This window comes from Terribacillus jepli, from assembly GCF_047228925.1.
Lineage (GTDB): Bacteria > Bacillota > Bacilli > Bacillales > Amphibacillaceae > Terribacillus.
Window position 1 is genome coordinate 207,653 of the sequence record NZ_JBFEGH010000003.1, and the last position, 24,430, is coordinate 232,082.

The window sequence follows — 24,430 nt, forward strand, 5'->3', positions numbered from 1 at the left end:
CCATGCATGAGTCGTTTATGGCGCGTATAGGTGCGCGTATAAAAGAGTTTCAGGCAAAGATGAAACAGGTCGATGCTGCTGTGAAACGAACTGCTATGGGGACGGACAAGCAGATTGGTGCTGATATATCTGAGTTCCTACGCAAAGCGGCGCAGGTGTCAGCCAAGGCAAGAGCTCTTGCTCGGGATAAAGTAGTTGTGCCAATAGAAGCGAGGGTGAATAAATTCCAATCTGTAATGAGCCGGATTGCCAACACCATTCACGCTTTCGGTACAGTATCAGCCAATACATTCCGTGGACTTGGAGTAATGATGTCATCCACGCTAGTTCCGATTATATCCACTGTGATTGGATTGATTGGTAATCTTGGTGTGATGATCGGTACAGTTGGTGGGTCGGCATTCGCTCTTGCGACAGCATTCGGTGCGGCCGGCACTGCTGCACTAGCATTTGGTTTCGCGGCGGCACCTACTATAAAGGCTGTATTTGGAGATATAGAAACACTCACAGCAGCACAGAGGACAGCACGTGATGCATTCGAGGAAATGAAGTCAACCTGGCAGGGCGTCGTGAAAGACTTGGAACAGCCAGTACTGGATGCCTTCACTAAATCCATGCAGGTCGCTAACAAGGTTCTTCAGGCAACAACCCCGATGTTCAAATCTGCTGCGGATGCTGTCAATAGCTTGGTAGATTCCTTATCCAAGTCTATAGATTCCAAACCGATGAAAGATTTCTTTGAATATCTGAATAAATCGGCTGGACCTATGCTCGAAACAATCGGTAAATCAATTGGTAATTTTGCGCAAGGGTTCATGAGCATGGCTGTTGCCTTTGGCCCATTGGCAGAAGAGACGGCTAAGGGCTTTTTGAATATGTCAGAAGGATTCGCGACATGGGCAGCACAGCTGAGTAAAAGCGATAAATTCCAAGCGTTTGTCTCCTACGTAAGCGAGAACATGCCGAAGATAAAGTCGATTGTCGGTGATGCGATTGTCGGTATCATCAATACATTTGCTGGTTTCAGCGGCACTGCTGCAACAATGATGACTGACCTGGAAGGTATGATGGCTAAATTCAGAGAATGGTCATCCTCCCTGGCAAGTAACGATGGATTCCAGCAGTTCCTTGGATACATCGCAGAGGTAACGCCGAAGGTAATAGCCTTGGTTGGTAACTTGATCACTTTCATGATTAATCTAGGTGTAGCATTGGCTCCATTAGGTGCTAAATTGCTAGATATCGCCAATGGCTTCATCGGATGGATGAATAGCATGATGCAGTCGCATCCAATCATCGGACAGATTATCGCAGCTTTGACTGTTATCGTCGGTGCTCTGATTGCTATTGTTCCATGGATAGCAGCGTTGCGAACAGCATTTGCTGGATTAGGAACTTTCCTTTCTGGTATCTTATCGCCGGTTCTAACGTTCATTAGTACGGCGATATCCACGCTATGGGGCTGGTTTGTTAAATTGGTAGGTCCGATAACTAACCTAGTATCAAAGATACCTTTGCTTGGTGGAGTGCTTTCAGTGCTTACTGGACCAATCGGGATTGCAGTGGCTGCGCTGGGATTACTGATCCCGGTATTCATCAGGCTGTGGAATGAAAATGAAAACTTCAGAAATGGCGTTACAACAGCATGGAATTACATCCAATCATTCCTTACGACAATCATTACAGCAGTTTCAACGTTCATACAGACCGTATGGGGCGCCATCGTAGCATGGTGGGATGAAAACAACGAATCCATCAGAGCAACAGCGCAGCGTATATGGGATGCGGTGTACAACACAGTAGTGACCGTCCTAACTACGGTATGGGGTTGGATACAGCAGATTGTTACCCGAATCAAAGAGTTTTGGGATGAGCATGGCGAGTTCATCATGTCTGTCGCTGAGAAAGCTTGGAATACGATTAGTACAATAGTCAGCACGGTAACTGGCGTGATATGGTCAGTTATCCAGGGGGCGCTAAGCTTTATACAAGGTTTATTTGAAACCGTATGGCCTGCCATTTCTGGTGTCGTAGAAGTAGCGTGGGCGCTAATCTCAAGCGCTGTAGAAATCGGTATAGATTTGATATCTGGCATTATCAATACTGTTATGTCTCTTATCCAAGGTGATTGGGAAGGTGCTTGGGATACCATCAAGCAAACAGCTAGTGATATTTGGGATACGATTGTCAGCACTTTTGAGGACATCGACCTTGTTCAGATAGGTAAGGATATCATCAATGGATTGATTAACGGTATCCAAAGCATGGCTAGTGCTGTATGGGATACAGTTACTGACATTGCAGGTGGCATCAAAGATAAAATCACCGGTGCTTTAGACATACATTCACCATCCCGATGGATGAAAAATATGGTAGGTAAGAATATCGGCGCAGGTATGATCGTCGGAATGGATGCGATGCAATCAAAAGTGAACGCAGCATCTATGAAACTCGCACAAGCTGCCATGATCGAACCACAGCGCACTTCCCTGGCATTCGATACCTCGTTATCCAGTAGCGACTTCGGGCGTGTGCAGCACGACTTTGGGGCGCAGATGGATGATTTTGAGTTGCCGGAGCAGCCAATTTATGTGATTAACAACGTTGATAAGCGTGGTATCACATCAATGGTGGAAACTGAAAGCGCAAGAAACACACGATTGCAACAAGGATTTTCCCGTAAAGGGGGTTGATTATGGACATTCTCATTGAAAAGTTGAACGGGGAGAGGAAGAAGTTTAGCGACTTCGGACTTATCCCTTTAGATATTCAAATATCCAGCACAGGCATTCGTCGCTATACAAGTGAGTTACAAGGACGACCGGGGACAATTTCAAAGGGAGCAGACCACGGAGCAAGGACTGTGGCTGTTCCTTTTATTATGCGTGCAGTTGATTTGCTGGACTTCCCTTTTGCCAGAGATGAAATATTTGACTGGCTTGGCGATGTGGATGCCTTTTATCTGTATGAAGGACGCTCAAATGGTGAAATGTACGCATTTGAAGTACCTGGTGAACAGAATGGAGATCCACTGGACAGAAATAACAGCGAAATTATCTATGGTAAGCGGTACTTAGTACGCCGGGACGGCGCATTCAGCTTCGACCAGACAAACAAGTGGGGTAAAGCCTCCCTTTCCTTTGTAACAGACGGCCTTCCATTCGGCGAAAGTGTTGCGCGAACAACACAGCCATTTGTCATAACTGAAACAGGTGACCCGGCAGTAGATAACATTTGGTTAACCGGTCAAGGTGGTCAGTTCCAAGATGACTTGATTTACACCTTCACAGGTAACGGAACAGTCAGAGTCTGGAATGGCGGCACTGAAACAGTTGACCCTCACTTTATGGATATCATTGTACGTTACACAGGGGCTTCTAACGGGCTTGCGTTTACGAACAAGACCAACGGTTCCCGATGGAAGTACAGTGGCACTAGCAAATCTGGAGATGTTATCAGGCTGGATAAGCTAGATTCATATAAAAACAATTCTTCCATTACTGGCGACACTGACCTAGATGTCCTGACAATAGCCAGAGGATGGAATGAGATAACGATAAGCGGCGCAGATGCTGCTGGTAAGACAGAATTTGATTTCAAATGGTATTGGAGGTAGTCGGTATGCTTGGAAGAATATACGATCCATTAGAAACAACAGCATACAACCTTACTGGATTCGATCAAATGAGGCGAAAACGAAGTATTAACGGTGAAAAGTCGCTCACATTCGACCTGCATAAGACACCTGCCAATGCTCATTGGTTCGATAAGTTGTCTCACATGTGGCGTGTGGACTGGATGGGTGAGAAATACATCGCTCCACTGATTGTTGATGCTACAGAAGGTAATAGCTATGTCCGGCAAGTAGATGCCATATACAGGTTATATGACGATTTGAGAAATGACCGGATATATGAAACGTTTAGCGGATCCCGTACCTTTGATGCGATGATGAACTTCATTCTTGATGGTTCTGGATATACTTTCAGCACTATCGACTTCTTCAAAGCACAGGAGTTCGAAAACTTTGGAAATGATTTCCGGTCCGAACTGTTCTTTACTGCATTGGAGAGATACGGAGCTGAATTCACAGAATCAGGTATGCATATTACCTTCCGAGCAAAGATTGGGAACGAAACTGATTACCAGTACCGGCACAAGTTCAATATCGAGTCAGTCGAACGTCAGATAGATGCGCTGGATTTCTCAACTTATGCGCGATTCGAAGGAAAAGATGGTTTGGTTGCAGAGTACACAAGCCCATTGGCTGATATGTATCCATTATCGAATGGTGGATACAGGCATGCTAACTCTGGGGAGCCAGATGATCGGGTGACTAATTACGATACGTTGTATCAGCGGGCGAAAAAAGCGGTAGATGATAGCTTGAAAATAGCAATCACCTTCAAATTTGAAGATATGCGTGCTGCTGGATACAATCGTGCCGTCCCAAAAGAAGGCGATTCAGTTCTAATGGTTGAGGATAGGTTGGGGTTGAAGATTCGGACACGCATTGTCGAGATTGTGGAAGTATTTGATGCTGCCGGAAACGTTATTGACTGTGATGTGACGCTATCCAACTTCACCAACCTTACAGAACAGAAAAAACGCCAGGAGAAAGCCATAGCGGACATTACGGATATCATGGAGGGTAACAAGTCCATTCCTTTCTCAGCGCTGGATAGAGAGCTTCAACGGCTTGCAAATCAAATATTCAAGACAGAATCACAGGTCGATTATAACGAAAATGGCATAGTCGCTCGCACTAAGGATAATCCAGATCACATGCTCATTTTGAACAGTGCCGGGCTGCTTATCAGCTTGGACGGTGGCAAAACAGCTCGACTAGCTATCACAGCTGACGGTATCGCAACTGAGTTACTTACAGCTGGTTCCATCTATACAAATAACATTAAAATCGTCGGCGACGGCGATTATTTTTATTGGGATGGTTCTGGTTTGTATGCGATTAATAAGGATGATAAGACGCGCCGAGTGGTGATCAACTCAAACGGAATCAAAATCGATTACGGAATGATCGAGGTGAAAGGTGAAGCTGGTACGGTTATTATCGACGGAACCTCAAATATGCACAAGATCCTGGCTACCGGGGTCGTACAGATGAATACAGCGGCTGGCGATAACTATGCTTCATTGTCAGTGTACCACGGACTTGGCTATACGCCAGCGTTCAGTTGCTATATGCAGGGAGATAGTACACAACCGGATGAGAATGGAATGTCCTTTGTATTGCCAAGACATATACTTGGCTCAGCTAGTGGAGGGCTGAATCTCTTATCCCTTGTACGAGCGGAAGCAGACCCGAACAGGCTTTATATTCGGGTGCATAGAGCGAACGACTATGCTGCAGGACTTCCAGCTAAAGAACTAACCTTCCGATACTTCATATACAAAGAGGTGGCTTTCTAATGGCGGTAATAATCTTTGACAAAAAGACAGGCGATATCATAGCAACAGAAGACAACCGGATCACTTCTGTATTTGACAGTGAAGAATGGCGTGCTGAATTAGATGAGAGAGGGTTAGGATGGATTGGCTGGCCGTATGAATTGGGAACAGATGCCCTTCAGTACAAAGTAGCAGTTAACGAAAAAGGAGAGGGACAAGCAATAATTCCTAAAAACAACGAAGAAGGTGATGCGTAATGCCGAGTTATTTAGAAAATGTAAGGGACGGAATTGGAGCTGTAGGATATGATTTTCGAGAAACACGTAATGTCCTAAATGCAGATGTCACTTTTACTTATCAAATTTATCGCCAGATACAGAACTTAATTCTTAAAGCAGGAGATAGTAGTCCTGAAAATATAGCGGCAAGAACATCTTATACAGGGGAAACATATTTAACTATTGGAGATCGAATGGATTCAGAAGGGATAAAAAGAGATTCTGAGCTTGCTACTAAAGCAGATCAATCCTACGTCGATACAATGCTTTCAAATATTCTCGATGGCTCTCCAGACGGCGTATTTTCCACATACGCTGCTTTAGTTGCTCAATACCCAAAAGGGGCTCCGGGTACATTTTTAGTTTTGCCTGACTCAGCCACTGAAGAAGCAGGTCATATTTACTTCTGGGATGGAGCTTCTTGGAAAGATGCAGGAATTTATCAGGGGATTGAACTGAAAGATAGTTCTGTTACCAGGGATAAGCTATCGATTCCTAAAAGAGTAACCGGAACCGTTGTTGGAAGCAATAAGGTCGTTTTCGACTGGACAACAAAAAAAATTACATTTACCAGCTCAAGTTTGTCCGTTTTCTATAACGATGAAATAAACGATAAAGGAATAATTTATTTTAGCGTTAACAATCTAGCCGACATCGATATTAGCTCATTCAATGGTTGGATTTACACGCTTTATGCAGATTTATCGATACCATCAACTCCCTCACTAAAGGTTGGGTCATTGAATACGGAACGAGAAAACGCTGTATCTCTAGCTGTGTTTCAGCCTGATTATACGATTAATCAGCTAATTGCTTTTGGTAATAAAGAGGCTTTCAGTGTTAAAACGAGTTCGAGAACCGATACAGGTTTTGTTGTAAATTCAACGAATCTCAATATACAGAAAAGGTTCTTCGCAACTGTTGACCCGTATACCGAAATATTATTCGATTGGGAAAAAGGTACAATTTCTTTTCCGGATAGCAAACTGACCCTTTCTTACAATGATTTTAGAAACGCTACGATAAGGTCTGTGGAAATTAATGATCCTCCAGCCATAGATGTCTCAGGATTAAATAATTTCAGCAGAATGCTATATGTAAATTTGGATACTAACGAAGTGAAAGTTGATTACGTGACAGCAGGACTTAACAATATCGCTATTATTTGCTACTTTGCTCCGTTTAACAATGATAAGGAGCAGATAGCCACTTTCGGTAGGTCAGCTCCATTTAGAATAGCATCACAAGATGATGATATCGGTAATTCTATTGAGCAATTCGAGTTTCCGATTCCTCGTTACAAAATAGCTAAGCAGGAGGTAAGATCTCTTCCCTCTTCATTGGACAATTACTTCTTATCTGGTCGTTGGTATCCAAAGACATTTAACGGTATCGAAGGTGTTATGACTATTCAGCAAGGACAGGAAATATACGCAAAAGTATATGGGACTAGCAAAGTTGTCGCGAAATTGATGGATACCACAGGAGCAAAGATCATACCTCCTCGAATATCGTATTCAGTGGATGGTGGGGAATGGGTTTCGGTACTCAATGAACCCGGATACACTAGTGTTCCTATCGCTACAAATCTAGACGACAATGAGCATTATATCCGAATAATGGTAAGTAGCTTGTTTGATGACAGCTTTTCGGTGGATGCTGGCGTATTCTTTGCGGGATTTGAGGTAGATGAAGGTGCAATTATTGAAGCTGTTGAGCCAGACGGTACGACTGGCTTCTATATGGGAGATAGTATCACTGCCGGTAGAGCTAACTACCAGGATGAAGGTGGCAATGGCACAGGAACGATTAAAGGAAGTCGAGCGGAGCTGGGTTATGCTGCTGTTGCGGGAGATATTCTTAACTCAAGAGTAGTCAGGAATGCGTTTGGGGGCACAGGAATTGTTAAATCACTCAACACAGCGAATGCTGTAAAGGCTATTGACTATCTCAGAGAAGGTTTAAAGGATACAAACAACTATAATCCTGATTACGTCGTTATTAACCACGGTACAAATGATAAGCTTAGCGAAGCATCTGACGGAATTACAGCAGATCAGTTCAAAGATAATTATAGGAAACTTTTGGACAGATGTATGCGGAAGTATTCTGGTGTACCTATATTTATGATGATTCCTTTTGGACAGTATTACGCATCTGAGATTAGAGCTGTGGCAAGTGAAGATAAGTATAAAGGTGCTTGTGCTGTAATTGAAACGGCAGGTTGGAATATTACCTATACAGATGGCTTACACCCAGATGAAGCGGGAAGTGCTTTGGCAGGTCAAAAACTAGCCGAAGTACTAATTAGTAAGCTCGGCTCAGCATTTTTCAATTAATAGTTTTCCCCCTATTTATTTTTGGTTAGATTTGATAGATAATTAAGCCATTAACATAATTGGGGGAAAATGAACTAATATGAAATATTTTGCTTTTGTTATGTCTGTTCTAGCCATGGCCACTTTAGTGATTATCGGAAAAGTGTATTATGATAATAAAATTGAATCATCTGCGAACGAGAGCGACTATGAAGCTCCTAATGTTCAAGATTTAATGCCATTAGATCTTTCCGAAAACAGCAAAGAAGAAGAAACGTTTGATGTTAATAAATATGTAGAAGCTGAGAACTACATTGAAGACATCCCTTGGGGACTGGATAATTATTATTTCTCTGGTCGCTGGTACCCTTCTTCTTATAACGGAGAACAAGGAATGCTGGCAATACAACAGTCTCAAGAGATATATTTTAAAGTTAGCGGAACCGAAAATGTTACTGCCAAACTCATGGATACAACAGGAGGGAAAATCACGCCGCCAAGGATATCTTATCAGATTGATGGAGAAAAATGGGAAACAATCTTTCCGAAACCAGGTTATACGTCTATTGAGATTGCAAATGATTTAGACAAGTCAAAGGACCACATAATAAGAATATTCATATCAAGCCTTTATGACGGCTCTTTTTCTGATGATGCAGGTGTACTGTTTGCAGGAACTAATTTAGATAAAGGTGCTGAAGTAACCCCAGTAAAGCCTGACGGACGTGTTATTTACGCAATGGGTGATAGTATTACAGCTGGTAAAGCCAACTGGACAAAAGAAGATAAAGAAGATGGGTTCGAGGGTACAACTGCCGGTTCTAGGGGAGAGAAAGGATATATCAGTTATACAGGATACTATCTTCATAGTCGCGTAATAAATAACTCTTTTGGAGGAACAGGAGTAGTGCGGGAGTTGGACACGGCTAATGCTTTAGAGGCAATTGATTACCTTGCGGAGGGGCTAGAAGATAATTATGATTACAATCCAGATTTGGTAGTAATCAATCATGGTACTAATGATTACGCGAATATGGAAAAGGAAGATATTACTGCGAAAGAGTTCAGCAAGTCTTATAAAGATTTAGTGGATAAAGCTAAAAAGAAATTTCCTGATAAACCTATATTCTTGGTAATACCTTTTAACCAATCATTTGCCAACGAAATAAGGGAAGTTGCTAAGGATTATAAGGATGATAATATTCATGTTATTCCAACTAAAGGATGGAAGATATCCTATTCTGATGCAGTACACCCAGATTCTGAAGGGGTTAAGGCCGCTGGAGAAAACATCGCTGATGCAATAGTAGATGAATTAGGGGAAGAATTTTTCTTTGGAGAAAATACTAAGAAATGATTATGAAAGGAATAACCTCCCAATCTGTCGAATAAAGACGGAAAAGGAGGTTTTTACATGAAAAAAGAAATTAGCAGAATTAAATACGGCGACACAGAGATGACATTCAGAAGCGCCACGTTTTATTTAGGTAAACATAATGGACGACCTTGTTATATCTTGAGAGTGTCTGACGCCCGTAACAAACCTGATGTCTTTACAGTAGATGAAGTAATCGTCACCACAAAAACTGGAGAGAAAGCTGTAATGCAAATTTCCATATCTGATTTAAATACAAAAGACACGGTTGAATATTTAGTTGCAGGAGAACCGACGTTTTCATAATAAAATCGCCAGGGGTCAAGCCCCTTGGCTGCCACCAGCCTGAAAGGGAAAGCTGGTGGTTTTTTATTGCCAAAAATAGAAAGAAAGGTAAAGGGGGGAGTACACATTGGAGGAGACAGCTATGTTACATGACCACGAAGAGCGCATATCAAAGCTGGAACAAGGGCAGGAAGCTATTAAACAACAGATGAATGATCTATCCCGACAGGTTGCAGATGGTAACACTAAGATTGAACAGGATAATAAGTTTTTACGGGAACAAAACCAAAATATGATTGAGAAACTCGTGGGCATCAATAATAAGATGCATGAGCGAAAACATGAATTGCGATTGATCGATAAGCAGAACTTTTGGAAGCTAACTCTTGCTATCGGAGGGAGCGCAGGGGCGCTTTACTCAGTAATTCAAGCATTATTACAATATCTTGCTAAATAAGCCTACCGGGCCTAGCCGGTGGGCTTTAATTATGCACAAAAAAGGAGAGGTTTAAATGGAAGAAGTATTGATTTTCGCAACAGTTATCAGCCCTATCGCTTTGGCACTTGTACAGCTGGTGAAAAAGACGGCTCCTGTCAGTAACAGATACTTGCCACTGATCAGCTTGCTTATCGGGTTGGTAGTGGGATTTATGGCGTCACCGTTCACCGAATTGGACACAGTACTGCGATTGTGGGCTGGTGGCTTTGCTGGGCTGGCAGGTTCGGGCTTATTTTCATTAGGTAAAAAAACTATATCAAACAATGACGAGGCTGCCTAAGGGCGGCCTTTTATTATGAGGAGGAAAAGGAATGGCCATTAAAAATAAATACACTATTGAACAAAAGTACATCACAAACAAGGTTGCTCGTCCTCGTAAGAAGTTGACTGGAGGTAAGCCGAGCTTCATTGTAGATCACGAAACAGCTAATAACAGCGCTGATGCTGAAGCTCATTACCGATATTTCCAAGGAACCAAGATTGCTGCATCTGCGCATACATTCATCGACGCTGACACTATCTTAGAGATTATTCCACTGGATGAGGTTGCCTATCATGTTCAATACCAAAAGCCTATTGATAACCAGATGTTCGGCGATGATGCCAATGATGATGCTATTGGCATCGAACTTTGCCGGACTGGGAATTTCGCTAAAGCATATGATCGATATGTTTGGTACAACGCTTATCTATGTAAGAAGTTTGGTATAAGCACCAGTCGCATTGTCGCTCATAAAACGCTTGATCCCGAGCGTCGTACAGATCCTGAAAGCTGGCTAAACCCGAACGGCATAACATGGGCGGAGTTCATCGCAGACGTTAAGACTTACGTAAATGCATGGGAAGGCGATGCAAACGTTAAAATCAAGCAGCCGACCAAGACAGCAACTGCTGTGGCTTCGAATCCGGAGAAAGTGTTGCGTAAAGGTAGCAGAGGAGAAGCAGTCAAGGATCTTCAGGAGAAATTGATTGCCAAAGGTTTCTCTCTTCCTAAATACGGTACAGATGGTCATTACGGCGATGAAACTGTTGCGGCAGTCAAGTCATTGCAGAAAGCGGCCGGCATCACAGTTGATGGAATCTATGGTCCAGCGTCTGCAAAGGCTCTTAATTCTTACAAGAAGCCAGCAGCAAAGAAAACGACCAGTAAGGCATCTGGTTCGGCCATCGTTCCTTATCCAGGTAAACTGATTCGGAAAGGCTCCAGGGGTAAAGATGTGGAGCGCATTCAGCGGGCTGTTAAAGTAAAAGCTGACGGTATATTCGGAAGCGGGACAGAAGCAGCTGTCAAAGCTTATCAGAAGCGAAAAGGCTTATCTGCTGATGGTATTGTTGGACCTGATACTTGGAATATGATGTTCTAATAAAAAGCCCCTCCTTAATTGGAGGGAATTTACATATTTTATCCGAGGTGTTATAATTAAGACAACTTCTACGGGGAACAGGTTGTAAGTGGCGCTGATCCCGTCCATCCTGCGTAGTTATCTTGCTAGTTTATTTGCTTGGTCGCGAACAAGTAGATGAATGAACAGTGTTAGGGGCGCACCTGCAAGGTCAAGTTACGACCCCTGGTACATATAAAATCAAAAGCCCCTCTCCGTAATTGGAAAGGGGCTTTTTTCTGTGTTTGCGGAGTCTTACTCTATAAGTATGTCCTCATAATATCTCCGTATCCACTAACTTGTTATAAGGGATATAAACCAATCCATATTCTTCTGGCACCAGCATTTCCAGTCGTCTCTGCTGATGGTTTACCGATGCTATTCGACCTACCACAGTATCAATGTACTTTCCATCATGGTATGTAACCCTGATTTCCTTGTCATACTTTACAGCGCATTCAATGTCCACCTGCATATCTTCTTGCTTATCCTCAGCTATGATCGGCATATCTTCATGGAACATTCTCCCGACCATAGCCTGTATCATTCCGATATGCTCCGGCATCATCAATGCAGTCCATTTCTTCGTACCACGCTCATGTATGTCCATTTTGTCCACCCCTATAAGAACATTTGTTCCTATTATAATCCCCAAGAAAAAATAAATCTAGTCCCATTAAAATTTCATGTAATAGGACAATTTCCAGATTCGTATCCTAAACTATATCCAATTTCATTGCCAGCCCACCAGCTCGTTCAGGAAAAAGCCTGATACAACAACATCAAGCGAAGTACAGACTGTTTCTATTATCTCGATTGCTGCAACTCTTATTCCATAAGATAACAGGTGGTGGCGCGAGGAAGGAGTGGGGCGATGTTATTCGAAGGTATCACCATGGTATGCTTTGGCGGTGTCGCTTTGTACGCTAAATTCCGGCAGTCGGAAACGAGCAATGATTCGGATAAGATCCAGAAGATTTTCACGCTGGCCGGGCTAAATGTGCAGCATGCCGGTAAGCATTACACAACGCAGCTATTGAAAAAGAAAAAGTACAACTGGGGAATTGAGTATCGCTATCGTATCCCGTTGGGTCGCTCATTCAATGATTTTGCAGCAAAGCAAGCTGTCCTGGAAGATGGACTGAATCGCCGTAGAATCAAGCTAAACTTGTCTGATCTGAAAGCACTCAAGGAGCTTAAAATCGACCGGAATATCATTCGAAATCTGCAAAACTTGTTCCATAAGCAGCTGTCAGCCAGGAAAGAGATAGAGTTGTCTTATGATGGAGCGTTGATTATTCGAGTGTACAATCAACCGATGCCGACAAATGTCCCATATGCAGCAGGGGAAGGGTGGAAGGTACCGGTCGGCATTACCCGGCAGAAGAATGAATACTTGCTACATGATTTCGAGACGACCCCTCACATTGTTTTAGGTGGGGCTACACGCTACGGCAAGTCCAATTACATCAATGGGATAATATCTAGCTTACTGACCACAAAACCCGAGCACGTTCACTTCTATCTAATCGATCTTAAGGGCGGTGTAGAGCTGTGCGACTATGAGAATATCCGTCAGACTGAAAGCATCGCATACGAGCCGGAAGAAGCTTTAGTAACGCTTAAACAAGCATACCAGAAGATGCGAAGCGTGCAGGAAAGACTTCGGAACAAAGGGAAAAAGAATGTCCAGGAAGCCGGCATACCGGAACGATATTTTATCATCATCGATGAAGCTGGGGAGCTGAATCCATCGGAAGCAGTCACGGCAGCAGAAAAGAAAATTAAGGAAGAATGCCAAACATACATGAGCCAGATAGCGCGATTGGGAGCCGGTCTGGGCTTCCGTCAGATACTTGCTACTCAATACCCTACTGGTGACGTTATTCCTCGCCAGTGTAAGCAGAACAGCGATACAAAAATATGCTTCCGGGTGCAGAACGGCACAGCCAGCCGGGTTGCGCTCGACAATGAAGGTGCAGAAAAGCTGCCACAAGTAAAAGGAAGGGCCATATATCAGACAGCAGACAATAGCATCATCGTCCAGACTCCAGTTATTACAGCAGCTGCCATACAAGATGCCGTAAAGATAAATATCGTAGCCAAAAAGGAGAAGGACCATGAGGAACCTAAGCCAGAGAGAAGAGAACATATTGTTACTTTTAAAGAAACTCGACTTTCTTAATCGTGACCAGATCAGTAAGCTTGCCAGCCTGGGCAGTGTTCGAAATACAAATTTTGTCCTTAATAAGATGAAGGACTATCTCAATTCATACAGGGATGGCTTCCAAACCATTTATTATCTGAATAAGGAAGGCAGGGAGTACGTAGACAGCAGGAAGGTACGGAAGAAGGGTAACTTTGCTGACCATTGCATCGCCCGGAATGACTTCTTTATATTCGCCGGCCGTCCCGTTCAATGGAAGAATGAGATAGAGATATCGGATGGTAAGGATAAAGTGATTTGTGATGCCATGTTCAAGTGGAAAGGGCATTGGACCTTTTTGGAAGTGGATATAAAGCAAAGCATGGCTAATAACCGAAAGAAGATTGCTACGTACAAGGCCTTATACAGTCGTGGTTTGAAAGTTGTTGATCAAATACCTAATCTGATGTGGCTGACGACAACAGAATTAAGAAGGAAGCAGCTGACACAAGCTTGTGAAGGGCTGCCGTTTAAAGCATTTACTCAACAAGACATTCAATAGGAGGTAAGACATCATGAGAACACACAGCATGGCTATCGGGGAGTTTATGGAAAGAAAGCCGGCGGTGAAGAAGAGCAGGGCGAAGAAATTGGCGAAGGTGGCGGCTCCGGTAGTCGTGCCGTTTACCTTTGTCACTCATGCTCATGCATCAACTGAAGTAGTGCCTGTTAGCGGAGTAACTACTCATATAGCAGATGCAACGCTCGAAACATTAGCTCATGCCTTAGATCCAGTGGTGGAGATACTCGTCAGCCTTGCATTCCCCGTGGCTTCCGTCATGGTCCTGGCCAACTGCTTTTATTTTATGTTTGGTCAGGCTGACAAAGCTTGGAGTAGGATTCAAGGTGTTGGACTTGGTTACTGTTTGATCAGAATGCTGCCGTTGTTCTTGGATATATTGAAAAGTGTGGGGGATTCGATTGCGGCATAAAAAAATATCCTCCCGTAAAGAGAGGATAAAAATAATAATAAGTTTTGTGACCATATTGACCATAATATGACCATAAACGCATTAATATTAATTGAATAAATTTGAGTTACACACATATCCACAACCCTTAAAATCCCCTAATACCGCAATGGTTTGAAACAGATTGAAAAACTTTGTTTTTCGCCTATGAAATCTGCGGCATCACGCATAAAGCCCCGATATCCATCGATCCCGTCAGCGGTATGTACTTCTTTCCTACTTCCTCCCCGCTCTCCCATACATGCTCTTGGATTTCACATTCCCACATCAAGCGGATCGAAGCCGCAGCCCATCAGTGCACAAACCTTACCTTCAAAAATGGCCACACACTTACCTTGGACGTGTCGTATGGATCGATGATGAATCAGGTCCAGCGCACTGCCCAGTATCGTTTTCTTCTGGATAAGCGAATCAGGCATTTGTGGAAGTATGGCGGGGATCAGATTGCGGAGCCTTTTGGGTGAGTTCCATCAGGATAGCCTCGACTTTCTTCCGTATAGCCGGGTTGAAATAGTTGCGCTTTTCCTCACATTCCTTCGTGATGAACAAAAAGGTGGTGAACGCGTCGTTTTTCTCCGTCGTTACAATCTGCATATTGTGCCGGCGGAGCTCGATGCGCAGCTGACGGCGCTCCTCCAATGCGGTTTTCTCCATTGCTTGTAATGTATGTAACAGATGCGCTTTTATCTTGTGCTTTCCCTCTTCCACAATCCGGATATCTTGCTGCAGGACAACAATGGCCATGGATAGAAACAGAAACCGGGATCCCAGCTTATATTCCGACTCACTAAGACAACGCATATGCCTTTCCTCCTAACGCGAACGTGCGTTCTATTATATCCTATTGCTATGCAAAGTGAAAACAGGATAGTACAGGTAATTTATAAATTACTAACCAAATGCAGGAAAAGAAGGGGTCATCCTGTCGGACTTTGCAGGCTCGGGCTTTTTTGTTTAAAATGGTAAAAAGATGTTTTTTGCTGGGAATAGGAGAATGGTTAGATGGTCTTAGGTTTTGGATGGAACGATTTGCTGGAAATGTTCCGCAACGGAACATGGGACGATTATGTCAAGTCCCTGCTTGATCGATATGAAAATCTGGGTCCTATACCCGGCATATTGCTTCCTTACTTGGAAGCTTTCCTGCCGTTTCTGCCGCTTGTTGTATTCGTACTTACGAATACAGTGGCTTATGGCCTGCTATGGGGCTTCCTTTATTCGTGGGTGGGTACGTCACTTGGGGCAATCACGGTCTTTTGGCTGATCCGAAGGTACCGCCACACACGCATGATCAATTGGTTGCGCCACAACAAGCAAGTAAAGAGAATAACAGAGTGGCTGGATCGTCATGGTTTTGGCCCGCTATTCATTTTGTTATGCTTCCCATTTTCCCCGTCGGCTATCATCAATGTCGTCGCTGGGCTATCAAAAATCAGTCTGCAGCAATTTGCGCTCGCTGTATTCCTAGGGAAGGCACTGATGATTTTCTCGATAGCTTTCGTAGGGGACAGCCTGACGTCATTTGCGGAAAATCCGATAAAGACTGTCATTGTTGCTGTGGCAATCATCCTGTTTTGGATGATAGGAAAGTACGTCGAGGGAAGGCTGAAAAAGAAAAACGGGAAGATGGAGCGGTCGGATAAGGATTAAAGCCATCCAAGCCGGGGTAAAGGTGTTGCAAAACACCTACACCGGAGGAAAGCACATATGAAAAACAAAATACGCTGGAAGCATGTTTTCCTGCTTGTCGGCATCGTGCTTGTGCTCTTCTGTTTCAAAGAATTGATTTTTGCGGATTACAGAGTGGAAGGAGAGTCGATGGAGCCGACTTTGCAGGATGGCAATTTTTTGATGGTGAACAAGTTCATGGATGATGCAAGCAGTATCCAGCGTTTCGATGTCATTGTGTTCCACGCTACAGAAGATGAAGATTACGTGAAACGTGTCATCGGAATGCCAGGCGATTCACTGGAGGTCAGAAATGACAGGCTGTTTGTAAATGGGGAATACAGGCCGGAACATTATTTGGAGGACTATCGCGATGATGTCGAGGGCCAATTGACGTATGATTTTACATTGGAAGATGTCACCGGGCGGACAACAGTACCGGAAGGAATGCTGTTTGTCATGGGTGATAATCGCAGGGACAGCCTGGACAGCCGCTCATTCGGTTTCATTCCGATCGAGCAGGTAGTCGGGAAAGTTGACGCCCAATTCTGGCCGATGTCCGCATCCGGACTTGGCGCTTAGCTCCTTATCTTGGATAAGGGGCTTTTCCAATATATGCAAGCGAACAAATGTGCGTATCTGTTTTCCTTTCAACCGGGGAACATGATAAAATAAGATTACTAGTTTGGGAGACAGGAGTGAAGTTTAACATGGGGGTACGTTTTATCATCGGTCGGTCCGGAGCAGGGAAAAGCCGGGCCTGCCTGGATGAGATAGCAGCCAAATTGAAGGATGATCCAATGGGACCGAATATTTTTTATCTCGTTCCGGATCAGATGACGTTCCAGCAAGAACAGGCGCTTATCAGGCAAACAGGTGTGGAAGGCAGCATCCGTGCACAGGTGTACAGCCTGTCGCGGCTGGCTTGGTATATTTTGCAGGAGACAGGCGGTGCGACCAAGCAGTTCATCACCTCGACCGGTATCCAGATGATGCTCCGGAAAATCACCGAGGAACGTAAATCCGACTGGAATGTCTTCCAAAAAGCAATCGAGAAGAATGGTTTTATGGGGCAGCTGGAAAGCATGATCACAGAGCTGAAGCGATATCGTGTTACACCGGAGCTTCTCCATGCCCAGATACAGGAAATGGAGCAGTTTCAACAGCAGCATTCCCCTGAACGTACGCTTCGGGATAAGCTGGAGGATATCAGTTATATTTACGATCGCCTGACTGCGCTTTTACGAGATAAATATATTGACAGCGAGGATCAGCTGCATATATTGGCATCCAAAATCCCGCTGTCGCGTTCTGTCAAAGGATCGGAGATCTATCTGGATGGTTTCCATCAATTCACCCCGCAGGAGCTGGAGGTTATCGGTGCACTGATGACAGAAGCGGACCAAGTGACAGTGACGCTTACTTTGGATGGGGCAAACCGCCAGGATGTCGATGAGCTTGATTTGTTTGCACGCACACATGACACCTTTCTGCAAATCAAACAGACAGCACAGGAGCGAAATGTGCCGATTACCTCTATCGAGCAGCTGAGTCCCGAGGATGGACGTTTCGGTCATAATCCTGCCTTCTTGCATTTGGAGGAGCATTTGGAAACACGCCCGGCACCATCATTGAAAGGAGAAGTGCCGATCACGCTGGCGCAGGCAGTCCACCCGAGGGCGGAGGTCGAAGGTGTGGCGCAGGAAATCGTCACGCTTGTACGGGAGAAAGGCTACCGTTATCAGGACATCGCGCTGCTTTTAAGACAGGCTGATGTATACCATGAGCTGATCGAAACCGTGTTTGCGGATTATCATATCCCGGTATTCATCGACCAGAAAAAGCCGATGATCCACCATCCGCTGCTGGAACTGATCCGTTCCGGAATGGAAGTCGTCGATGGGAATTGGCGTTATGAAGCTGTGTTCCGCGTCTTGAAAACCGGCTTCATCCCATCGAGTGATGAAGCTTATCCGCTGACAGAAGAAGCGATAGATGAATTGGAGAATTATTGCCTGGAATACGGCATCCGCTCCAGGGATCGCTGGCTGCAAAAAGAAGATTGGATCTTCCAGCGCTTCCGCGGCTTTGAAGCGACGCGGCAGACTGATAAGGAACGGGAAACGCAAAAACGGATCAATCATTATCGCCGTCAAGTGGCGGATGCGATGAAGAGATTCGATCGGAAGCTGCGGGAAGGCAAGACATTCCGTGAACGCTCGATTGCAGTCTATGATTGGCTGGAGCAGCTGAAAGTTCCGCAGCGCCTTGAGGAGATGCAAGTCATTTTCGACGAGCGCGGTGAATTGGAGAGAGCAAGGGAACAAGATCAGGTCTGGGACGCAGTGCTTCAGCTGTTGGATGAAGCCGTGGAGATAGTCGGACAGGAGCGTGTTTCCCTGCAAGTTTTCCGTCACACGATGGAGACCGGATTCGAATCGCTGGAATTTGCCCATATCCCGCCCAGTCTGGATCAGGTGATTGTCGGAACGATCGATCACAGCAAGGTGAGCGGGTTGAAATGTGCGTTCCTGCTAGGAGTCAATGAAGGTGTGTGGCCGATGAAGCCAAAGCCTGACGGACTCATCAGTGAAGAGGATAGGGAAATGCTGGCAGTGTACGGCTTGCAGCTTGCAGCTGGGGGTAAACGTCAGCTGCTGGATGAAAGCTTTTATATGTACCTTGCTTTCACAGCGGCAAGTGAGCGGCTGTGGGTAAGCTATCCGATCAGTGATCAGGAAGGAAAGGCAAAAATGGCGTCTAACCTCGTGCAGCGCATGAAGGATCTATTCGTTTGGTGTTGTGACGAACGTATGCTCCAGGATCCGGAAGATAGTCTGGAAACTGCACGTTTTGTGGCGACGATCGATCAGAGCCGATCGGCGCTTACGACACAGCTTGCGCGTAAAATGCGCAGCTATCCGGTCCATCCGATCTGGGATAGCGTGCTGAATTGGTTCATTCGCCATGAAAGCGAGGAGGAACTGACAGGAAGGATTCTGCAAAGCCTCTTTTATCGAAATGAGACAGAAGACTTGGCAGAAGAGACAAAGGAACAGCTTTTCCCGAAAAAGGTGAAAGCAAGTGTCTCACGCTTGGAAACATACTACCGGTGTTCGTATCAGCATTTTGCCAAATACAGTCTCGGTTTGGAAAACAGGCGGACTTATAAACTGGACGCCCCGGATATCGGGCAGCTTTTCCATGAGGCGTTGAAGCAGATCACCGATTGGGTGCAGCTGGAAGGAAGGAATTATGCCCAGCTTAATCGGGATGATGCGGCAGGTTACGCGAAACGGGCCATGGGGAACCTTGCGCCTGTGCTGCAGAACCAAATCCTTCATAGCTCCAATCGGTTCAAGTATATCCAGCAGAAGCTCCAGGAGATCATTGCCCGTGCTGCCTATACACTGAGTGAGCAAGCAAGGCAGAGCAAGTTCTCCCCTGTAGGGCTTGAACTCGATTTCGGTGAGGAAAAAACACTGCCTCCGATTGAGATCACATTGCCGAATGGCTACGATGTGCAATTGAGAGGGAGGATCGACCGGGTTGACAAGGCGATCGATCAGGAAGAGCTGTTCCTTCGTATAATCGACTATAAATCCAGCAGCAAAGCGCTGAATTTGACGGAGGTTTACTATGGCCTGGCTCTTCAGATGCTCGCCTATCTGGACGTTGTCCTGTCACATTCGGAAGAGTGGTTAGGTCTCAAGGCTACTCCTGCAGGTGTGCTGTATTTCCATGTGCATAATCCGCTGATCTCTCAATCAAGCAGATCACAGGTTGATATCGAAGAAGAGATTTTCAAGAAATTCAAAATGCAAGGCATGCTTCTGGAGCAGGAATCGGTTGCCCGGATGATGGATACATCGCTTGAATCAGGTATGAGCAAAATCATCCCGGCAGGTTTGAAAAAAGACGGAGGCTTCCGAGCAGGTTCCCAGACAGCGGATCAAGATACCTTCCGCGCCTTGCAGCAGCATACTAGATTTTTGATGGAGCAGGCAGGACTGGATATCACCAATGGCGGTGTGCATTTGAATCCATATCGGCACCATGATCAAAGTGCGTGCACGTTCTGCGATTTCAAGGCAGTTTGTCAATTCGATGCCTCGCTTGCCGGCAATAAATACCGCACAATTAAAGATATGAAGGATGAAGAAGTATTGAACAGCATCAAGAAGGAGGTGGAACGACATGGTGAAATGGACTAAGGAACAGCAGCTGGCCATCGATGCCAAAGGACATGATATTTTGGTAGCAGCAGCAGCGGGTTCGGGTAAGACGGCTGTCCTCGTCGAACGGATCATCCAGAAGCTTGTCAATCAAGAGGATCCGGTGGACATCGATCAGCTGCTTGTCGTGACGTTTACGAATGCAGCAGCACAAGAGATGCGCAGCAGGATCGGGTCGGCTCTTGAAAAAGCACTGGAGGAAAATCCGTCTTCCCAGCACCTTCGCAAGCAGCTGTCCTTGTTGCAGCACGCATCCATTTCCACGCTGCACTCGTTCTGCCTGGATGTCGTGCGCAAATATGCGTATTTACTGGATTTGGATCCTGGTTTCCGAATCGCAGATGATCTGGAAGCAGATTTGATTCGCCAGGAAGTCATAGGCGAGTTGCTCGAGGAATGGTATGGCAAGGAAGGCGATGAGCAAGCGGCTTTCTTTGGCGTAGTCGATCGCTTCAGCAATGACCGCAATGACTTGGAAGTAGAAGATCTGATTCTGAAATTATATGATTTTGCTACCCAAAATCCGTATCCGGAGGCATGGCTGGATGAAATGGCGGAGCTGTATAATGTTTCAGCGGTGGAGGATGAAAACGATCTTCCTTGGCTGCAAGTATTGAAGCGGGAGGCGAATGATCAGCTGCAGGCCATGCTGCAGGAAGCCGATCAGGCACTCGCACTGACACGCGAGCCGGATGGCCCGTATCATTATGCAGAAACTTTCGAAGCGGAAAGGAATTTCATTGCTGAAGCGCAGAGTCTTGTCGGAGGCAGCTGGAATGAGGCTGTGAATTTCATCAAAGAGCAATCATTCGGCAGACTTCCGGGTAAAAAGATCGAATGTGACGATACGAAAAAAGCACAGGCGAAGGCACTGCGAGATTCCTATAAAAAGAGATGGGGGAAGCTTGCCGGGGACTGGTTTGCCCGGAAGCTGGAGGTCTATTTGGCAGATATGCTCGAGCTTTATCCGTCGATTCAGCAGCTGGCTTTGCTCGTCAAGCAATTCCGCAGCCGTTATCAATTGGAAAAACGGGAACGGGCATTGGTCGATTTCTCTGATTTGGAGCATTTTTGTTTGGAGGTGTTGATCGATGATGACAGCACACCAGATAAAATCGTTCCGTCAAGCATTGCTGAAAGTTATCAAAGCCGGTTCAAAGAATTGCTTTTGGACGAATACCAGGATACGAACCTTGTACAGGAAACGCTTGTCACACTGATTTCCGATCGCAAGGGAAGCGGGAATATGTTCATGGTCGGGGATGTCAAACAAAGTATCTACCGCTTTCGTCATGCTGAACCGACATTGTTCCTGAATAAATACAAGGCATTTTCCGATCCGGAAAATGCTGGCATGCGCATCGATTTGGCCAGCAACTTCCGCAGCCGCCAGCAAGTGCTGGATGGAGCGAACTATATCTTTCGCCAGCTGTTTTCCGAAGATGTCGGAGAGATGCAGTATGAGAAGGAAGCCGAGTTAATCTACGCGAACAAAATGTATGATGAACTGAAGCATGATGATACCGATGTGGAGCTGGTGATCATCGATCGTGATGGTACGGAAGAAACAGAAGAAGCCGACACCGACACGGAAACGGTGGAGGATTTGGAGAAAGCTCAGCTGGAAGGTCGCGCATATGCCAGTATGATTCAGCAATGGATCGGTCATGAAGGCCACGGGGCGATGCAAGTTGTCGATAAAGCCACGCAGCAGCAGCGCGATATCCAATATCGGGATATTGTCATCCTCCTGCGTTCCATGACTTGGGCGCCAAGCATCATGGAAGAACTCAAGCAGCAAGGCATTCCGGTTTATGCGGAGCTTTCGACAGGTTATCTTGACGCTATCGAAATCAAAGTAATGATGAGTGTGCTTAAGATTATCGATAATCCGCTGCAGGATATACCATTCGCTGCTGTTTTGCGTTCACCCATCATCGGTCTGAAAGAAGATGATCTGGCCAAAATCAGATTGGCAGATCAGCGGAGCAGCTATTATGAAGCAGCCAGGTCGTATGCCAAGATTGCCAATGACGCAATATCCGTCAAAATTGAACGGCTCATGGAGTGGCTGCGCTCCTGGAGGATGGAAGCAAGACAAGGAGCATTGTCAGCGTTGATTTGGTCCATCATGCGCGAGACGGGATACTATGATTTTGTAGGCGGCATACCAGGCGGAAGGCAGCGTCAAGCGAATCTGCGTGCCCTTTATGATCGGGCGCGTAATTACGAAAACACATCATTCCGCGGACTTTTCCGCTTCGTGAAGTTTATTGAGCGCATGGAAGAACGCGGAGATGATCTGGGAGCTGCGAAGGCATTGGGTGAACAGGAAGATGTTGTCCGGATCATGACCATCCATAAAAGTAAAGGACTTGAGTTTCCTGTCGTCATCACTGGTGCAATGGATAAAACATTCAATCAGCAAGATCTGAGGGAACGCTATTTACTGCATAAAGATCTAGGGTTTGGCAGTAAATACATCGATCCAGTGAAGCGGCTCATGTATCCGACCTTGATTTATCACGCATTGAAGGCAGAGAAACAAAGGGAATCACTAGCCGAAGAGATGCGGGTCCTTTATGTTGCGTTGACTCGTGCCAAGGAAAAACTGGTCATGGTCGGCAATGTTGCATCTTTGGAGAAGAAGCTTCAGAAATGGCGGCAGGTTGCCGATCATCCATCCTGGGTATTGCCTTCGCATTACCGATTGGAAGCAACCTCCTATATGGATTGGGTCGCACCGGCCCTGCTGCGGCATGAACAAGCGATGGAGCTCAGGGCAGCGGAACTTTCTTTGCAGCTGCCGGCTGAAATTACAGCTGACCGTTCGAAATGGAGGATCCGTCTCCAAGAAAGCAAAGATTATCTCATCCCACAAGCGCAAGCGGAAGAAGCCAATCAAGAGCTGCTTCAGCGTATCACGGATTGGAAATCTGGTAATGAGGATGCAGATTGGAAAACAGAAGTAGAGAACCGTCTGGCTTATCAATATGCGCATTCCGAGGCAACAAGATTCCGAGCGAAACAGACAGTGACGGAAATCAAGCGGCAGCGGGAAATACGGGACAGCTACAGTGATATTCGAATGGTGAACCGGATTCAGAAAAGAGCTCCGATAGCAAGCAGGCCCCGTTTCCTGCAGGAAGCAAAAGAACTCACGCCAGCTGAACGAGGCAGTGCAGTTCATGCTGTCATGCAGCAGCTGGATATCCGGAAGGAATGGGATAAGCAGAAGCTCGAAGAGTACCTGCAAGAACTGGTGGAAAAGGAATTCTTGCAGCAAGAGGCAGTCGCATCAATCGATGTGGAGCGAATCCTTGATTTCCTCGATTCTCCAATAGCGGATCGTCTGCGTCATGCTGAGCACTTTTATCGGGAGACGCCATTCACACTGGCACTCCCGGCAAATGAACTGTACAATGACTGGACCGGCGCAGCTTCTGACAAGGTTGTCGTGCAAGGGGTAGTCGATCAGATCATTGTAGAGGAAGATGGACTTGTGCTGCTGGATTACAAGACAGATACTCTATATGGAGATGATCCGACCAGGAGAGCTGAGATCCTGACAGAGAAATACCGGGTGCAGATCGAATTGTATGCTCTAGCAATCGAACGGATCTGGAAGAAGCCAGTCAAGGAAAAGTATCTCTATTTCTTTGACAAAGGATTTTTGCGGCAAGTATAAGATGAGGCTAAGAAGCGTTTTAGCCAAATGAAAACCCGAACTAAAACGTAAATCTTCACATAAAGATTTACGTAAGTTCGGGTTTTTAACTAGAATCTACATTAGCGTAGGCAGAA

General features: G+C 45.4%; 20 protein-coding genes. 18 read left to right on the forward strand and 2 right to left on the reverse strand.

From position 1 onward, the window contains the following. Positions 1–2 precede the first annotated feature (2 nt). The 10 genes from AB1K91_RS05330 (at position 3) to AB1K91_RS05375 (ending at position 11,528) form a co-directional block, all read left to right on the forward strand. Positions 3–2,693, forward strand: coding sequence for a phage tail protein (locus AB1K91_RS05330; RefSeq protein ID WP_413088745.1), 2,691 nt, complete (start codon positions 3–5; stop codon positions 2,691–2,693). Between the two features lie 2 nt (positions 2,694–2,695). Further along, complete coding sequence (locus AB1K91_RS05335) at positions 2,696–3,616, forward strand: phage tail domain-containing protein (protein ID WP_413088746.1); 921 nt, start codon at positions 2,696–2,698, stop codon at positions 3,614–3,616. A gap of 5 nt (positions 3,617–3,621) precedes the next feature. Next, positions 3,622–5,430 carry a phage tail protein gene (locus tag AB1K91_RS05340; RefSeq protein WP_413088747.1) on the forward strand — a complete coding sequence of 603 codons (1,809 nt, stop codon included), beginning with the start codon at positions 3,622–3,624 and terminating at the stop codon, positions 5,428–5,430. Beyond that, on the forward strand, positions 5,430–5,666 hold the full coding sequence (locus tag AB1K91_RS05345) for a hypothetical protein (protein ID WP_413088748.1): 237 nt from the start codon (positions 5,430–5,432) through the stop codon (positions 5,664–5,666). The genes AB1K91_RS05340 and AB1K91_RS05345 overlap by 1 nt, the downstream gene beginning before the upstream one ends. Next, positions 5,666–8,026: a GDSL-type esterase/lipase family protein gene (locus AB1K91_RS05350; protein WP_413088749.1), complete on the forward strand. Its 2,361-nt coding sequence runs from the start codon at positions 5,666–5,668 to the stop codon at positions 8,024–8,026. The genes AB1K91_RS05345 and AB1K91_RS05350 overlap by 1 nt, the downstream gene beginning before the upstream one ends. 79 nt (positions 8,027–8,105) lie before the next feature. Beyond that, positions 8,106–9,362 (forward strand): SGNH/GDSL hydrolase family protein, encoded by a 1,257-nt coding sequence (locus AB1K91_RS05355; protein ID WP_413088750.1) that lies wholly within the window; start codon positions 8,106–8,108, stop codon positions 9,360–9,362. A 57-nt stretch (positions 9,363–9,419) separates the two neighbouring features. Next, a complete protein-coding gene (locus tag AB1K91_RS05360) occupies positions 9,420–9,686 on the forward strand; it encodes a hypothetical protein (protein WP_413088751.1) in 267 nt (88 codons plus the stop codon). 106 nt (positions 9,687–9,792) lie between these two features. Continuing rightward, positions 9,793–10,122 (forward strand): hypothetical protein, encoded by a 330-nt coding sequence (locus AB1K91_RS05365; RefSeq protein ID WP_413088752.1) that lies wholly within the window; start codon positions 9,793–9,795, stop codon positions 10,120–10,122. A 55-nt stretch (positions 10,123–10,177) separates the two neighbouring features. Then, positions 10,178–10,444, forward strand: a complete 267-nt coding sequence (locus AB1K91_RS05370; protein WP_413088753.1) for a holin — start codon at positions 10,178–10,180, stop codon at positions 10,442–10,444. A gap of 31 nt (positions 10,445–10,475) precedes the next feature. Next, the gene (locus AB1K91_RS05375) at positions 10,476–11,528 is read left to right on the forward strand and encodes a peptidoglycan recognition protein family protein (RefSeq protein WP_413088754.1); all 1,053 of its coding nucleotides are present in this window, start codon (positions 10,476–10,478) and stop codon (positions 11,526–11,528) included. 292 nt (positions 11,529–11,820) lie between these two features. On the opposite strand, the gene AB1K91_RS05380 is transcribed toward AB1K91_RS05375, so the two are convergent. After that, positions 11,821–12,156 (reverse strand): YolD-like family protein, encoded by a 336-nt coding sequence (locus tag AB1K91_RS05380; protein WP_413088755.1) that lies wholly within the window; start codon positions 12,154–12,156, stop codon positions 11,821–11,823. A 264-nt stretch (positions 12,157–12,420) separates the two neighbouring features. Here AB1K91_RS05380 and AB1K91_RS05385 point away from each other — a divergent pair, with 264 nt between their 5' ends. The 4 genes from AB1K91_RS05385 (at position 12,421) to AB1K91_RS05400 (ending at position 15,187) form a co-directional block, all read left to right on the forward strand. Next, a complete protein-coding gene (locus AB1K91_RS05385) occupies positions 12,421–13,731 on the forward strand; it encodes an FtsK/SpoIIIE domain-containing protein (RefSeq protein ID WP_413088756.1) in 1,311 nt (436 codons plus the stop codon). Further along, the gene (locus tag AB1K91_RS05390; protein WP_413088757.1) at positions 13,700–14,254 is read left to right on the forward strand and encodes a replication-relaxation family protein; all 555 of its coding nucleotides are present in this window, start codon (positions 13,700–13,702) and stop codon (positions 14,252–14,254) included. Before AB1K91_RS05385 ends, AB1K91_RS05390 begins: the two co-directional genes overlap by 32 nt. A gap of 13 nt (positions 14,255–14,267) precedes the next feature. After that, positions 14,268–14,684 (forward strand): hypothetical protein, encoded by a 417-nt coding sequence (locus AB1K91_RS05395; RefSeq protein ID WP_413088758.1) that lies wholly within the window; start codon positions 14,268–14,270, stop codon positions 14,682–14,684. A gap of 173 nt (positions 14,685–14,857) precedes the next feature. Beyond that, on the forward strand, positions 14,858–15,187 hold the full coding sequence (locus AB1K91_RS05400) for a competence protein ComK (protein ID WP_413088759.1): 330 nt from the start codon (positions 14,858–14,860) through the stop codon (positions 15,185–15,187). Here AB1K91_RS05400 and AB1K91_RS05405 read toward each other — a convergent pair. After that, entirely contained in the window at positions 15,135–15,524 is a 390-nt protein-coding gene (locus AB1K91_RS05405; RefSeq protein WP_413088760.1) for a YhjD family protein, read from the reverse strand. The two genes, AB1K91_RS05400 and AB1K91_RS05405, sit on opposite strands and share 53 nt — an antisense overlap. 201 nt (positions 15,525–15,725) lie before the next feature. On the opposite strand from AB1K91_RS05405, the gene AB1K91_RS05410 reads away from it, so the two are divergent. The 4 genes from AB1K91_RS05410 (at position 15,726) to addA (ending at position 24,314) form a co-directional block, all read left to right on the forward strand. After that, the gene (locus AB1K91_RS05410) at positions 15,726–16,373 is read left to right on the forward strand and encodes a TVP38/TMEM64 family protein (RefSeq protein WP_413088761.1); all 648 of its coding nucleotides are present in this window, start codon (positions 15,726–15,728) and stop codon (positions 16,371–16,373) included. Positions 16,374–16,430: 57 nt separating this feature from the next. After that, on the forward strand, positions 16,431–16,973 hold the full coding sequence (lepB, locus tag AB1K91_RS05415) for a signal peptidase I (RefSeq protein WP_413088762.1): 543 nt from the start codon (positions 16,431–16,433) through the stop codon (positions 16,971–16,973). Between the two features lie 128 nt (positions 16,974–17,101). Continuing rightward, positions 17,102–20,605 carry a helicase-exonuclease AddAB subunit AddB gene (gene addB, locus AB1K91_RS05420; RefSeq protein WP_413088763.1) on the forward strand — a complete coding sequence of 1,168 codons (3,504 nt, stop codon included), beginning with the start codon at positions 17,102–17,104 and terminating at the stop codon, positions 20,603–20,605. Then, the gene (addA, locus tag AB1K91_RS05425; protein WP_413088764.1) at positions 20,589–24,314 is read left to right on the forward strand and encodes a helicase-exonuclease AddAB subunit AddA; all 3,726 of its coding nucleotides are present in this window, start codon (positions 20,589–20,591) and stop codon (positions 24,312–24,314) included. Before addB ends, addA begins: the two co-directional genes overlap by 17 nt. Positions 24,315–24,430 lie beyond the last annotated feature (116 nt).

Coding starts and splice junctions, on each gene's coding strand:
- AB1K91_RS05350 (WP_413088749.1), top strand. CDS start 5,666: ATGCCGAGTTATTTAGAAAATGTAAGGGACGGAATTGGAGCTGTAGGA.
- AB1K91_RS05375 (WP_413088754.1), top strand. CDS start 10,476: ATGGCCATTAAAAATAAATACACTATTGAACAAAAGTACATCACAAAC.
- addA (WP_413088764.1), top strand. CDS start 20,589: ATGGTGAAATGGACTAAGGAACAGCAGCTGGCCATCGATGCCAAAGGA.
- AB1K91_RS05355 (WP_413088750.1), top strand. CDS start 8,106: ATGAAATATTTTGCTTTTGTTATGTCTGTTCTAGCCATGGCCACTTTA.
- AB1K91_RS05345 (WP_413088748.1), top strand. CDS start 5,430: ATGGCGGTAATAATCTTTGACAAAAAGACAGGCGATATCATAGCAACA.
- AB1K91_RS05360 (WP_413088751.1), top strand. CDS start 9,420: ATGAAAAAAGAAATTAGCAGAATTAAATACGGCGACACAGAGATGACA.
- AB1K91_RS05405 (WP_413088760.1), bottom strand. CDS start 15,524: ATGCGTTGTCTTAGTGAGTCGGAATATAAGCTGGGATCCCGGTTTCTG.
- AB1K91_RS05340 (WP_413088747.1), top strand. CDS start 3,622: ATGCTTGGAAGAATATACGATCCATTAGAAACAACAGCATACAACCTT.
- AB1K91_RS05385 (WP_413088756.1), top strand. CDS start 12,421: ATGTTATTCGAAGGTATCACCATGGTATGCTTTGGCGGTGTCGCTTTG.
- AB1K91_RS05410 (WP_413088761.1), top strand. CDS start 15,726: ATGGTCTTAGGTTTTGGATGGAACGATTTGCTGGAAATGTTCCGCAAC.
- AB1K91_RS05335 (WP_413088746.1), top strand. CDS start 2,696: ATGGACATTCTCATTGAAAAGTTGAACGGGGAGAGGAAGAAGTTTAGC.
- AB1K91_RS05370 (WP_413088753.1), top strand. CDS start 10,178: ATGGAAGAAGTATTGATTTTCGCAACAGTTATCAGCCCTATCGCTTTG.
- AB1K91_RS05330 (WP_413088745.1), top strand. CDS start 3: ATGCATGAGTCGTTTATGGCGCGTATAGGTGCGCGTATAAAAGAGTTT.
- addB (WP_413088763.1), top strand. CDS start 17,102: ATGGGGGTACGTTTTATCATCGGTCGGTCCGGAGCAGGGAAAAGCCGG.
- AB1K91_RS05395 (WP_413088758.1), top strand. CDS start 14,268: ATGAGAACACACAGCATGGCTATCGGGGAGTTTATGGAAAGAAAGCCG.
- AB1K91_RS05380 (WP_413088755.1), bottom strand. CDS start 12,156: ATGGACATACATGAGCGTGGTACGAAGAAATGGACTGCATTGATGATG.
- lepB (WP_413088762.1), top strand. CDS start 16,431: ATGAAAAACAAAATACGCTGGAAGCATGTTTTCCTGCTTGTCGGCATC.